Source organism: Pseudobutyrivibrio xylanivorans DSM 14809 (genome assembly GCF_900141825.1).
Taxonomy (GTDB): Bacteria; Bacillota; Clostridia; order Lachnospirales; family Lachnospiraceae; genus Pseudobutyrivibrio; species Pseudobutyrivibrio xylanivorans.
On sequence record NZ_FQYQ01000016.1, the window covers coordinates 43,403 to 56,807 of the forward strand.

12 protein-coding genes are annotated in these 13,405 nt (G+C 38.3%); all 12 read right to left on the reverse strand.

Annotated elements, in window-relative coordinates; translation table 11 throughout:
* Positions 1-59 precede the first annotated feature (59 nt).
* A complete protein-coding gene (locus BUA88_RS11225; RefSeq protein ID WP_072917998.1) occupies positions 60-944 on the reverse strand; it encodes a hemolysin family protein in 885 nt (294 codons plus the stop codon).
* A 102-nt stretch (positions 945-1,046) separates the two neighbouring features.
* Entirely contained in the window at positions 1,047-1,808 is a 762-nt protein-coding gene (locus tag BUA88_RS11230; protein WP_072918000.1) for a hypothetical protein, read from the reverse strand.
* A 12-nt stretch (positions 1,809-1,820) separates the two neighbouring features.
* Positions 1,821-2,450: a redox-sensing transcriptional repressor Rex gene (locus BUA88_RS11235; protein WP_072918003.1), complete on the reverse strand. Its 630-nt coding sequence runs from the start codon at positions 2,448-2,450 to the stop codon at positions 1,821-1,823.
* Positions 2,451-2,525: 75 nt separating this feature from the next.
* Positions 2,526-4,445, reverse strand: a complete 1,920-nt coding sequence (locus tag BUA88_RS11240; RefSeq protein ID WP_072918005.1) for an ABC-F family ATP-binding cassette domain-containing protein — start codon at positions 4,443-4,445, stop codon at positions 2,526-2,528.
* Between the two features lie 58 nt (positions 4,446-4,503).
* Positions 4,504-6,585: a polyribonucleotide nucleotidyltransferase gene (locus BUA88_RS11245; RefSeq protein ID WP_072918008.1), complete on the reverse strand. Its 2,082-nt coding sequence runs from the start codon at positions 6,583-6,585 to the stop codon at positions 4,504-4,506.
* 181 nt (positions 6,586-6,766) lie between these two features.
* Positions 6,767-7,033, reverse strand: a complete 267-nt coding sequence (gene rpsO / locus BUA88_RS11250) for a 30S ribosomal protein S15 (RefSeq protein ID WP_028247035.1) — start codon at positions 7,031-7,033, stop codon at positions 6,767-6,769.
* A gap of 151 nt (positions 7,034-7,184) precedes the next feature.
* Complete coding sequence (locus tag BUA88_RS11255; protein WP_072918010.1) at positions 7,185-7,808, reverse strand: DUF4340 domain-containing protein; 624 nt, start codon at positions 7,806-7,808, stop codon at positions 7,185-7,187.
* A 71-nt stretch (positions 7,809-7,879) separates the two neighbouring features.
* Positions 7,880-9,154, reverse strand: a complete 1,275-nt coding sequence (locus BUA88_RS11260; protein ID WP_072918013.1) for an adenylosuccinate synthase — start codon at positions 9,152-9,154, stop codon at positions 7,880-7,882.
* A gap of 27 nt (positions 9,155-9,181) precedes the next feature.
* Entirely contained in the window at positions 9,182-10,054 is an 873-nt protein-coding gene (locus BUA88_RS11265) for a DegV family protein (protein WP_072918015.1), read from the reverse strand.
* A 91-nt stretch (positions 10,055-10,145) separates the two neighbouring features.
* The gene (gene groL, locus BUA88_RS11270) at positions 10,146-11,780 is read right to left on the reverse strand and encodes a chaperonin GroEL (RefSeq protein WP_072918018.1); all 1,635 of its coding nucleotides are present in this window, start codon (positions 11,778-11,780) and stop codon (positions 10,146-10,148) included.
* A gap of 35 nt (positions 11,781-11,815) precedes the next feature.
* Positions 11,816-12,100: a co-chaperone GroES gene (locus BUA88_RS11275; protein ID WP_072918020.1), complete on the reverse strand. Its 285-nt coding sequence runs from the start codon at positions 12,098-12,100 to the stop codon at positions 11,816-11,818.
* 177 nt (positions 12,101-12,277) lie between these two features.
* A complete protein-coding gene (locus BUA88_RS11280; RefSeq protein ID WP_072918023.1) occupies positions 12,278-13,405 on the reverse strand; it encodes a DUF2974 domain-containing protein in 1,128 nt (375 codons plus the stop codon).

Consider the following 13,405-nt stretch of genomic DNA (forward strand, 5'->3'; position numbering starts at 1 on the left):
TATCTATATACCTCTTTTCTTATTTTAAATCTCAAAAAATTATATCAAATAACAATGTGTTATTCAATGTGGCTTTTACGACGAACATACACTTGACCGATAACCTTTTCTGATACATTTTTTACATAATATGTAAAATTATTGTCCTCTAATTTGAAATTTGAGCCGTCTTCTGGAATTTTTCCTAACAGAGAAATTAAATATCCATTAAGAGTCTCATAATCCTCTGAAAGATTCATTCCAAGGATTTCTTCTACTTCTTCCAAAGTGGTGCTTCCATCCATCATAAATGAATCGGCAGTACGCACCTCAATGGAAGCCTCTTCCTCATCATGCTCATCCTCTATATTTCCAACAATTTCTTCCAATATATCCTCAAGGGATAAAATTCCTGACACCTGTCCGTATTCATCCATAACGATGACCATGTGACGTTTTTTAGTTTGCATTTTGGCAAACAAGGTGTTTATACCGTGTGTTTCTGGTACAAATTCAGCAACAGACATTAAATCCTGAAGATCTTTAATCTTTACATTATCTACATCCTTATCGAAGTAAGTAAGAATGTCTTTGATATGTAAGATGCCAATAATATTATCTAAATCCTCCAAATACACAGGATATCGGCTCATATTGTTATCATTGATAAATGAAATTGCCTCTCTTAAGGTAAGTTCACCATCAATAGCAACTATATTTTTGCGATGAGTCATGATATCTTTAACATCTGTGTCAGAAAATTCAAAGATATTCTGAATCATAGCAGCTTCTGAAGCCAAAATGTTACCATCTTCATGCCCCTCGTTTACAAGGGATATAACATCTTCTTCTGTAACATTCTCCTGCTTAGATTTACGATATAAAATAATAATTGCTATTAACTCGACTATAACAAGAATAGCTAGAATAATTATAAAAACATAGGGATTCGCCCCGTCTTCCATTAGGTTCTCCTTTCAAAAACTATAATTTCCATGTCTAATATTTTACCATAACAGTAAAAAAAAGACTAAACTTTATATAGCTTAGTCTTTAAAATTCATAGATTATTCAGATTCGTCTGAACTGTTCTCTGTTTGCGCCTCTTCAGACTCTTTTGTCTCTTTTGAAACCGCATCAAGATCAATTTCCTCTAAATCTACTTTAGATAAATCGGCAGCCTCTTCCTCTGAAGATTTTTTTGTATGACCATCTGAAATCTTATCATCAGCTATACCGATATAAAAATCTCCGTTTTGCATATCAAAAAGGTTTAAAACCTCCATGCCGAAAACATCATGCATGTAGGAATAAATCTCTTTATTGTTAATCTCACGATTATGTTTTCTAATAACATTTTTCTTGAGCTGAACTCTGATATCTTTAATCCAGTTGGTGATTTCTTCGGCTTCAGTAGAGTTAGTTCTAAGCTTATCGTAACAATAATCCATTGTCGCCATCATAAGCTCTCTATTAACCTCATCTGTCTGAGCTGGTAACTCTTTCTGCTCGTCCTCAGCGGCAGCGATTCTCTCATTGCACTCCTCTAAAAGTCTTTTGTCATCATCAAGTTTCTTTGAAACTAAATCTGACGTACCTTCCATATTTTCCATTACAGAAGCCATAAGACTTTCTTTGACCTTCTTTAAATCTTTTAGTTCCTTCTTAAGCTCTGCATCTCTTTTGAGAAGCTCATTTTCCTTATTCTCAAGCTCTTTTACATCTTCAGGTTTGCCACCTAAAGCGAAAAGTCTGTGCCATTTTTGATCCAGAATAAGCATAGGAACCTTGATTTTAGCGATTGCATTTTGAAAATCATGTTCTGCCATAAAATCACCTACTTATTTTTGCTTGGTAATATTATATGAAAGCTGCATTAAACTGTCTGAAAGATGTACGTTTTCAATAACAACATCTGGGATATCATCTAAATCAACATGTGCAAAGTTCCAAATAGCATGTACGCCAAGTGAAACAAGCTTTAATGCTGTTGATTTTGCATTAGCCTTTGGAAGTGTGAGGGCTGCAATTTCAACATCATTATTCTTAATAAAGTCTGGTAATTCATCGAGCATTTGGATAGGTAAATCTCTTACCATTTTGCCCTTTAATTCTGGGTTGGTATCAAATAGACCAATAATCTTAAAACCAACTCTTTCAAACTTAACATAACCAGCAATAGCCTGACCAAGATTACCAGCGCCAATAACAATAACATTATGGGTCTCATTCACACCAAGGATATTGCCAATTTCATCATGAAGATAAGCTACATTGTAGCCATACCCCTGCTGGCCAAAGCCGCCGAAATTATTCAAATCCTGTCTTATTTGAGATGCCGTAACGTGCATACGCTTGCTTAAATCGTTTGAAGAAATGCGTTCAACACCATCATCAAGAAGTTCTCCTAAGTATCTGTAGTATCTAGGAAGTCTCCTGATTACTGCCTGCGAAATCTGTTTGTCCAAAATAAACGCCTCCTAAAAATTGTTACTTTCATTATAGAATCAGGAAAAAAGTTTGTCAACAAATTAACAATTTCAACATTATAAACTACTAATTTCTTCCCACTGCTGATATAAGCTATCAAGTTTGTCGTTTATTTTGTTCTGTTTTGCTGTAAGTTCATTTAATTTAGCAGAGTTTGTCATGTTTTCCGGCTTGAGGAACTCTTCGTCAATAGCTGTCTTCTCTGCTTCTAACGACTCTATCTCTTGTTCAATCTTTAAGATTCGATTCTGAAGCTTTCTCTTCTCAGCTTCGATTCTCTTTTGCTCTTTGAAATCAAGCTTTGCTGCTGTTGCTTCTTGATTTGCACCTGAGCTTTGGGCCGCGCCAGATGAAGAAGCACTTCCAAATAGCTGCTCTTTTTTAGCAATATAATCATCGTAATTTCCAAGATACTTTGTTAACACGCCATTTGAAAGCTCTAAAATGGTATTTGCAGTCTTATTTACAAAGTATCTATCATGACTTACATATAAAAGAGTACCATCATATTCATTCAGAGCCTCTTCAAGCATCTGCTTTGAATCCATGTCCAAGTGGTTTGTAGGCTCATCGAGAATAAGGAGATTTGACTTTGAAAGCATAAGCTTAGCAAGAGAAACTCTTCCTCTTTCACCACCGGATAAGTCGCTGATTCGCTTGAAAACGTCATCCTCAGTGAACATAAAGGCAGCAAGTGTATTTCTTACCTTTGTCTCAGTAAGGAAAGGATAAGCATCATGGAGCTCACTGAAAATAGTATTTGATTCTGTAAGTCCCTGCTGTTCCTGATCGTAGTAGCCTACAGTTACATTTGCACCAAAACGAATCTCACCTGATTCAAAATCAGTAAGTCCATTAATACATTTTAAAATTGTAGTTTTTCCAGTACCATTGTCTCCTAAAATAGCAATTCGATCCCCCTTATGAACATCGAAGGATAAATCTGTAAAGATATTTTTGTCGTCATAAGATTTGGTTACATGTGAAAAATCAAGAACATCCTTACCGCTTTCTTTTTCAATTTCAAGAGTAAGACGCATTTTTGGTAAATCCTTATCTGGTGCGTCCATTACATCCATTTTATCAAGAAGCTTTTTTCGGCTTTCTGCTCTTTTAATTGATTTTTCTCTGTTATATGACTGGAGCTTTTCAATTACAGCCTTTTGATGCTCTATCTCTTTTTGCTGCTTTTCATAAGCATTTTCATATGAAATCTGAGCAAGCTCCTTCTGTGCTACAAATGAAGAATAGTTTCCAGTATATACGCTTGTTCTTCCATAAGATAAATCAACCACATGATCGGCAATCTTATCAAGAAAATATCTATCATGAGCAACGATTACAACAGCACCCTTATAAGAAGCCAGATATCCTTCCAACCACATGATAGAATTTAGATCAAGATGGTTAATAGGCTCATCTAACAGCAATAAATCAGGAGCAGAAGCAAGAAGTCGTCCTAAGCTTACTCTTGTTTTTTGACCACCTGAAAGTTCATTCATGCTTTTTGATAGTTCATCACCCTCAAATCCAAGGCCCTTTAAAATTCCGACAGCTTCTGAACGAAATGTGTATCCACCCTTTAAATCAAATTGATGCTGGAGCTTGTGGTAGTTTTCCATAAAGGCTTCCATTTCAGAATGAGCTATCTCACTCATCTGCTGTTCCATTTCAGCCAAATGCCTTTCCATTGAAAGCAAATCTTCTCGTGCACTAAGTACAGTATCAAGAATATTACTGCCAAAGGAATCCTCCTGATACTGGGCCAAATACCCCATTGTAGCATCCTTTTTGAGTGTAACTTCACCATCATCTGCTGGAAGATCTCCAATGATAATTTTAAGAAGTGTAGACTTACCTGTACCGTTATTGCCTACAATAGCCACCTTTGAACCTTCATCAACAGTAAATGTGGCGTCTTTTATTATGGAATCCTCTCCAAAGGATTTATATATATGTGAAACATTTAATAACATAATATTTTCCTTAAAAAAAGCGCCCGACAAAATGCCAGGCGCATTTAATTCTAGTTAATTACTGAACATCCTTAATAGAGAAGCTGATACGTCCCATCTTGTCCTTGCCAAGGCATACAACCTTAACAGTATCGCCAAGAGTAAGAACATCTTCTACTCTATCAATTCTCTCCTTAGCAATTTTAGAAATGTGAACCATTCCTTCTTTGCCTGGAGCAAACTCGATGAATGCACCGAATTCCTTGATGCTGACAACCTTACCTGTAAGAATCTGATCCTTCTCGAAATCAGTAGTAATGATTTCAATCATTCTCTTAGCCTCGTCCATCTTTGTAGCATCTGTACCGCAAATAGAAACGTTGCCCTCATCTGTAATATCAATCTTAACATCGCATCTTGCAATGATTTCGTTGATTGTCTTTCCACGCTGTCCAACAACATCACCAATCTTCTCTGGGTCGATAGAAAGCTGAATAATCTTTGGAGCGTACTCGCCAACCTGTGGACGTGGCTCTGCAATAGCCTTGCTCATGCAGTTGTCCATAATGAAGAATCTAGCTTCACGACAACGAGCGATAGCACCTTCAACGATTGGACGTGTAAGACCGTGAATCTTAATATCCATCTGGATAGCTGTGATACCTTCCTTAGTACCAGTAACCTTGAAGTCCATATCTCCGAAGAAGTCCTCAAGACCCTGAATATCTGTAAGAAGTACAAAATCGTCATCTGTATCGCCTGTAACAAGACCACAAGAGATACCAGCTACCATAGCCTTAATTGGAACACCAGCAGCCATAAGTGACATACAAGATGCACATGTAGAAGCCATTGATGTAGAACCGTTTGACTCAAATGTCTCAGATACGGCACGGATTGCATATGGGAACTCCTCTGGTGTAGGAAGTACAGGAAGAAGTGCTCTCTCTGCAAGTGCACCGTGGCCAATCTCACGACGTCCTGGTCCTCTAGAAGGCTTTGTCTCACCTACTGAGTATGCTGGAAAATTGTAGTGGTGCATATATCGCTTCTCTGTAACAAATGCATCTAAGCCATCAATCTTCTGTGCCTCTGAAAGAGGTGCAAGTGTTACAACGTCACAAATCTGTGTCTGACCACGTGTGAACATTGAAGAACCATGAACACGTGGAATAATATCAACCTCAGCTGCAAGTGGACGAATCTGATCAAGCTGACGTCCGTCTGGACGCTTGTGATCCTTAAGAATCATCTTGCGAACTGTCTTCTTCTCATACTGGTAAATAGCCTCACCAAGAACTGCGAGCCATTCCTCGTTCTCTGCAAAAGCTTCCTCGAGACGCTCTGTAATCTGACGGATATTTTCCTCACGAACCTGCTTTTCATCAGTGAATACAGCCTCTTCCATTTCTGCTGGAGGAACGATTTCTTTCATCTTAGCAAAGAGTTCCTCTGGAATAGCACATGATGTGTACTCATGCTTTGGCTTACCACACTCTTTAACCATTTCATCGATGAAATTAATGATTGTCTGGTTAACATCGTGGCACTTATAGATAGCCTCAATCATCTTAGCTTCTGGGATGATGTTAGCACCAGCCTCAATCATGATAACCTTTTCCCTAGTAGAAGCAACTGTAAGCTTAAGGTCGCCCTTATCCCACTGCTCCTGTGAAGGGTTAACGATTAATTCACCATCAATCATACCCATCTGTGTCATAGCACAAGGGCCATCAAATGGGATATCTGAAATACATGTTGAAATAGCAGCACCAAGCATAGCAACAAGCTCTGGACGGCACTGTGGATCAACAGCCATAACCATATTGTTAAGTGTAACGTCGTTACGGTAATCCTTAGGGAAAAGTGGACGCATAGGTCTATCAATAACACGAGATGTAAGAACTGCATTCTCAGATGCCTTTCCTTCTCTCTTATTAAATCCACCTGGGATCTTACCTACTGCGTATGTCTTCTCTTCGAACTCTACTGAGAGTGGGAAGAAATCAATGCCATCACGTGGCTTATCAGATGCTGTAGCAGTTGAAAGAACTGTTGTATCACCATACTGAATAAAAGCTGCTCCATTAGCCTGAGCTGCAACTCTGCCGATATCTACACGAAGTGTTCTACCAGCTAAATCCATTGTAAATGTCTTCATGGTTTTCTCCTTATAAACTTAAATTATATTAAGCTCTAACCCGAAACTACTGAAAATGAAGCGAACATCTGGAACCTTTGACTTATAAAAAGTCTTTCGCTAACAAATTCAGTGGCTTCGGATTGGGCTCGAAAACTAAATCATAGAAAAATGAGCGGAGAATACACTCCGCTCGTATAGATTACTTTCTTAAGCCAAGACGCTCAATAATTGAACGATATCTCTCAATGTCTGTGTTCTTAAGGTATGCAAGAAGGTTTCTTCTCTTACCAACCATCTTCATCATACCACGACGTGAATGGTGATCACCTGGGTTAGCCTTAAGGTGCTCTGTAAGCTCTGAAATACGAGCTGTAAGAACTGCAATCTGAACCTCTGGAGAACCTGTGTCACCAGCTGTTCTAGCGTACTCATTGATAATAGCCTGCTTCTTTTCTTTTGTAATCATTTTACTACCTCCTAATAAAACTATAAATATGCCGCAACTAAGGCAAAGGTCGGAGTGTCCAAAACCTGAGTTACAGTAAATCGTACTTTAGTATAATAGCACAGCCCTTGTAATATGTAAACACAGAAAATATTTAGAAGATGTGCTTATTTTACAACTTAATCAAATCCTGTATCGCATATTCGCACACATTGCCTAATTTGCCACTGTTTATAAAAATGGTGGTAAAATCATAATTTATAGCAAAATAAACATTTCCATCTTCGCTGTCGTTATTAATAGAAATAATTATGGTATCTCCCGCAGAATCCTGGATAGTAAAAGTTTTTGAATTCTGATCCAGACCATAATCTTCTCCGTTTGCGTCTTCAATATATTCAACACAGTGGATATCACAGAGATAATTTAATATTTTATCAACTCTATCCTGATTAATTTCTATATCGGGATCATCTGGATAAACCCATTTTCCATCTTCTTTTTCAAAGCCTAATATAATTCCGTTAGAATCAGGGAAAGAAAAACTGTACACCTCATCTTTTTCCATATATATGATTTGATCACCCTTATCCTTGTCGGTGCTCTTTTTATCAAGTTTCTCAGCGTGTGATGTTTCAACAGTAACAGGATCTTCATCAGGATTAATTAGTCCTAATGGTGGATTTTTAGAATTAACCTGGTAAATCCTATAAATAATGCCCAAAAAGCAAATTATAAGCAGCGCCAAAATCAATAAAGCTATTTTAAATTTCTTAGATTTAAAAAACGCCTCCATAACTCTAACCCCTCCTAAATAAAAACAAAAAAATTGCTTTACAACTAATATTGTAAAGCAATTTTGAATGATTATCTATAAATAATATCGTCTCTGCTAGGACCGTTTGAAATCATTGTGATAGGGAAACCAATTTCCTTCTCGATAAATTCAATGTAAGTACGGCAATTTTCAGGTAAATCTTCGTACTTTTTAATTCCTCGAATATCGCATTTCCAGCCAGGAAGTGTTTTAAGAACTGGCTTTGCTTTTTCAAGCTTAGATGTAACAGGGAAATCTGTTGTAACCTCTCCATCGATTTCATAACCAACACAAACTGGAATTTCATCAAGATATCCGAGTACATCAACTACTGTGAAAGCTACATCTGTTGTACCCTGCATTCTGCAACCGTACTTAGAAGCAACACAGTCGAACCAACCCATACGACGTGGACGACCTGTAGTGGCACCGAACTCACCACCATCTCCTCCGCGACGTCTAAGCTCATCAGCCTCATCTCCAAAGATTTCTGAAACAAACGCGCCTGCACCAACAGCTGAAGAGTAAGCTTTGCATACAGTAACAACCTGCTTAAGCTCCTGGGCTGGAATACCAGCACCGATGCATCCGTAAGGAGCAAGTGTTGATGAAGATGTAACCATTGGGTAGATACCATGGTCTGGATCCTTAAGTGTTCCAAGCTGACCTTCAAGAAGGATTGTCTTATTTTCTTTAAGTGCATTCCAAAGGAAAGCAGATGTATCGCAAACATATGGTGCAATCATATCTCTATATTCATGGAGAGTATCAAGAAGCTCTTCTGGTGTAAGAAGTGGTTTGTGATACAAATGCTCTAAAAGCACATTCTTCTGGTCGCATGTACGAACTACTTTTTCTTTTAAAAGATCCTCATCGAAAAGCTCCTGTACCTGGTAACCAATCTTTGCGTACTTATCTGAATAGAATGGAGCAATACCGCTCTTTGTTGAACCGAAGGATGCTTTTCCAAGACGTTCCTCTTCATATTGATCAAAGAGAATGTGATATGGCATTACGATCTGGGCTCTGTCTGATACCAAAATCTTTGGTGCAGGTACTCCCTTCTCAACAATTGAGTTGATTTCGTTAATAAGGATTGGAATATTAAGAGCTACACCATTACCAATAATGCTGGTAGTGTGACCATAAAATACTCCAGAAGGTAATGTGTGAAGAGCAAATTTACCGTAATTATTTACGATAGTATGTCCAGCGTTAGCTCCTCCCTGAAAACGAACAATAATGTCAGCATTTGCAGCCATCATGTCAGTAATCTTGCCTTTTCCTTCGTCGCCCCAATTGGCGCCTACAACTGCTTTTACCATAACAATCCTCCTAAAATATTACCTATATTATTCTATATCAATCAATTTCTTGGTAACTGTACAAGCTAATGCGCCTGGTCCTATATGACAAGAAACTGATAATGATAACGGATCTATCCAAATATTTTTAACAGGAAATTCTCGTAATAATTCTTCTCTGAATTTCTCAGCTGCTTCTTCATTCTGAGTATGTGCTACAGATATTACAACATCATCAAAATTGTCTGTATGAAGGACATCTTTCATATCCTTTTTTAATGCTTCTATCATAGTCTGCTTTGCAGCCTTCATAGTACGAGCCATGCTGTACTTATCAAGCTTCTCACCATAGATAGAAAGTACAGGTTTAATCTTAAGCAATGAGCCAATGGCTGCTACTGCAGGAGTAAGTCTTCCGCCCTTCTTTAAATACTCAAGGGTGTCTACTGTAATATAGATAGTAGATGCAGCCTTGATCCCCATAAGAGCATCACAGATTTCCTGAGCACTCTTGCCCATATCAGCAAGCTTCTTTGCTTCTAAAGCAGAAAGCTTCTGTGTAACTGATATACGCTGATTATCTACTACAACAACTCTTCCATCATAATCATCTGAAAGCATCTTTGCTGTAGCACAAGATGATGAAAGACCTGAAGACATAGGAATGTAAACAAGCTCATCGTACTCTTCGAGAATCTTGTCCCAGCTATCCATAAGATTACCAGTGATAGGCATCGATGTAGTAATCTCTCCACCCTGTGTAAGCTTCTGATAGAACTCATCCTGAGTTAAATCAATGTCCTCATAATACAATTGTCCATCAATATAAAAAGGCATTGGCTCAACGAAGATTCCTAATCTCTTAGACTCCTCCTGAGTAATGCCACTATTGCTATCTGTAAGTATTGCTACTTTACTCATAATTCACCTCAAAATATGATTTGCTCTAAAATAAAAGCACCGCTGATTATGATACCATAACCAGCGGTGAAAGTGAACCAATTTATCTAAATTAGTACATGCCACCCATTCCTGCACCTGCAGCGGCTGCAGCAGCTGCATCAGCAGCAGGATCCTTAATATCAGCTACAACTGACTCAGTAGTAAGAAGTGTAGATGCAACAGATGCTGCATTCTGAAGAGCAGTTCTAGTAACCTTAACTGGATCAAGGATACCAGCCTTAACCATATTTACATACTCTTCCTTGTATGCATCGAAACCTACAGCATCTTCTGACTCACGTACCTTATTGATGATAACTGATCCTTCAAGACCAGCATTAGCAGCGATGTAGAAAAGTGGAGCCTCAAGAGCCTTAACGATTACGTTAGCACCTGTCTTCTCGTCACCTGTAAGTGTCTCGGCAAGCTCTGCAACCTTCTTCTGAACGTGGATGTATGCAGAACCACCACCTGAGATGATACCTTCCTCTACAGCAGCACGTGTAGCGTTAAGAGCATCTTCCATACGAAGCTTAGCTTCCTTCATTTCTGTCTCTGTAGCAGCACCAACACGAATAACTGCAACACCACCAGCAAGCTTAGCAAGTCTTTCCTGAAGCTTTTCTTTATCAAATTCTGATGTTGTCTCGTCAATCTGACCACGAATCTGAGCTACACGAGCCTCGATAGCAGCCTTATCACCTACACCATCAACGATTGTTGTATTCTCTTTGTTAACCTTAACTGACTTAGCACGACCAAGCTGGTCAAGAGTTGTATCCTTGAGCTCAAGTCCAACCTCCTCAGAGATTACCTGACCACCTGTAAGAATAGCGATATCCTGAAGCATTTCCTTACGTCTATCACCATAACCTGGAGCCTTAACAGCTACTACATTGAATGTACCACGAAGCTTATTAAGGATAAGTGTTGTAAGAGCCTCACCCTCGATATCCTCAGCGATAATAAGAAGTCTAGAACCAGACTGAACAATCTGCTCGAGCACTGGAAGAAGCTCCTGAATGTTAGAAATCTTCTTATCTGTGATAAGGATATATGGATCATCAAGATTAGCTTCCATCTTGTCCATATCTGTGCACATGTAAGCTGAGATGTAACCTCTATCGAACTGCATTCCTTCTACAAGGTCAAGTTCTGTCTGCATTGTCTTAGATTCCTCGATTGTGATAACACCATCGTTAGAAACCTTTTCCATAGCGTCAGCTACCATCTGACCTACCTCATCATCACCAGCTGAGATAGCTGCTACTCTAGCAATCTGCTCCTTACCATCAACAGCCTTTGACATAGCTGAAATAGCCTCTGTTGCACACTCAACAGCCTTTTTCATACCCTTTCTAAGAACGATTGGATTTGCACCTGCAGCAAGGTTCTTCATGCCTTCCTTAACCATAGCCTGTGCAAGAACTGTAGCTGTAGTTGTACCATCACCTGCTACATCGTTTGTCTTTGTAGCAACTTCCTTTACAAGCTGAGCACCCATGTTCTCGAATGGATCATCAAGCTCAACATCCTTTGCGATAGTAACACCATCATTTGTGATAAGTGGAGCGCCATATGGCTTAGCAAGAACTACATTTCGTCCCTTAGGTCCGATTGTAACTCTAACTGTATTTGCTAATTTATCAACACCTGCCTCTAATGCCTGTCTGGCCTCAGCACCGTACTTAATTTCCTTTGCCATTATAATCTACCTCTTTTCCTAGTGTATTAATTTTATTATTCTACAACAGCTAAAATATCATTCTGACGAACGATAATGTACTCTTCGCCTTCAAGTTTAACCTCTGTACCTGCATACTTAGAATATATAACTTTCTGGCCTTCTTTTACCTGCATTGTAACTTCCTTACCATCTACAACCCCACCTGGACCAACAGCTATTACAAGAGCCTCCTGTGGCTTCTCCTGTGCTGCTGACGCAAGAATAATTCCTGATTTTGTAGTCTCCTCTGCCTCGCACTGCTTTAAAACAACACGATCTGTTAATGGAACCAATTTCATTTTATATTACCTCCTAAAATAATAATCTCAAATTTTTGTTAGCACTCTATACGCCCGAGTGCTAACTACAAAAAGTATAATAGGATTCTATTGAAAAACTTTCAACTAAATCCGAATGAAGATTTTCAACAGAATCCTATTAAAAGCTCATTTTTTCTCTTATTTTCTCATTTTTTCTTACTTTTGCATTTTTGGAAGCTTGGAAAGTACCGTATTTTTAAGAGTATCTCCACCTACAGCCATTAAATGCTTTAGGACCTCCATTACTATAGCCTGATTTTCGGGATCCAATGCCTGTATTTCCTTGGTAACAATTGCAATAGACTTAACCTTATTTCCTGTAATATGAGACATTTTTGTAGCCCCTGAGTTAGACAAAAGCTCAAAGAATACATCGCCAAAGGCTTCTCTGGTTTCATAATCAAACTTTTTTGTCCACTCTTTCATTATTTCATCAATCATTACAGACGAATTGGCCACTGAATCTACTTTTATAAATCTATTACAAACAACTTGCCAGCTAAACAAATCATGCTGATTTATGCCCCTTGTATTTGATGAAACTATAGAAACTTTTGCCTTTGTATACATCATCATTCCAATAATAGATTCGTTTGGAATATATTTATGTACGCGTTTAATAACAGATTTGTATTCTGGTGTTTTAAGAATCTCTGGAATAAATCCAGGACCATCATTATTGAAAATCTCAATAATATTATCTTTAATGTGTGATTTACAAAATGCTGCACCATACAAGGCAAAGCTTCCACCTTTAGAATGGCCACCGATACGAAGAGGCTTCATTGTGCGTGCAAAATTTTTATTCAAATATTCTACTGCTTTAAGCTGACCTCCAGTACCTGGGGAAAAACTCATATTGAAATCTTCTTTCCATCCAACCAAAGAATCATCCGTCCCTCTAAAAGCCACATATATTGTGCCATCTGGAAGGTAAAAGGTACAAACTGCAAACTGACTCTGATCTTCGTTATCTACTTCATTTACAAAACCTGAAAGCTTAGTGCCTCCAAATCTTTTTGAGTGAGCCATCTTCTTTAGCAAAAAAGGTGCATTCTTGGTCACGGATGTTCTAGCTGACATTTCTTTTTCTGAATTCTTTGAAAAGAATGTATCACACACATCCTCAATTGAGATTTTATCTTTTAGCCCTGGTCCAGGCACGATGTCATCAAAAGCCGAATATACCAATTCACATAAAACAGCATTATCAACCTCATTAAATGGATCGATATCAAAAGGTACATCACCACGCCAAACCAGATAGTCTTCAATGTTAGCCAT

What these genes read in the sequence shown, in the direction of transcription:
- BUA88_RS11225 (WP_072917998.1), bottom strand. Translation starts at nt 944, where the DNA reads ATGGAAGACGGGGCGAATCCCTATGTTTTTATAATTATTCTAGCTATT.
- BUA88_RS11230 (WP_072918000.1), bottom strand. Translation starts at nt 1,808, where the DNA reads ATGGCAGAACATGATTTTCAAAATGCAATCGCTAAAATCAAGGTTCCT.
- BUA88_RS11240 (WP_072918005.1), bottom strand. Translation starts at nt 4,445, where the DNA reads ATGTTATTAAATGTTTCACATATATATAAATCCTTTGGAGAGGATTCC.
- BUA88_RS11245 (WP_072918008.1), bottom strand. Translation starts at nt 6,585, where the DNA reads ATGAAGACATTTACAATGGATTTAGCTGGTAGAACACTTCGTGTAGAT.
- rpsO (WP_028247035.1), bottom strand. Translation starts at nt 7,033, where the DNA reads ATGATTACAAAAGAAAAGAAGCAGGCTATTATCAATGAGTACGCTAGA.
- BUA88_RS11255 (WP_072918010.1), bottom strand. Translation starts at nt 7,808, where the DNA reads ATGGAGGCGTTTTTTAAATCTAAGAAATTTAAAATAGCTTTATTGATT.
- BUA88_RS11260 (WP_072918013.1), bottom strand. Translation starts at nt 9,154, where the DNA reads ATGGTAAAAGCAGTTGTAGGCGCCAATTGGGGCGACGAAGGAAAAGGC.
- BUA88_RS11265 (WP_072918015.1), bottom strand. Translation starts at nt 10,054, where the DNA reads ATGAGTAAAGTAGCAATACTTACAGATAGCAATAGTGGCATTACTCAG.
- groL (WP_072918018.1), bottom strand. Translation starts at nt 11,780, where the DNA reads ATGGCAAAGGAAATTAAGTACGGTGCTGAGGCCAGACAGGCATTAGAG.
- BUA88_RS11275 (WP_072918020.1), bottom strand. Translation starts at nt 12,100, where the DNA reads ATGAAATTGGTTCCATTAACAGATCGTGTTGTTTTAAAGCAGTGCGAG.
- BUA88_RS11280 (WP_072918023.1), bottom strand. Translation starts at nt 13,405, where the DNA reads ATGGCTAACATTGAAGACTATCTGGTTTGGCGTGGTGATGTACCTTTT.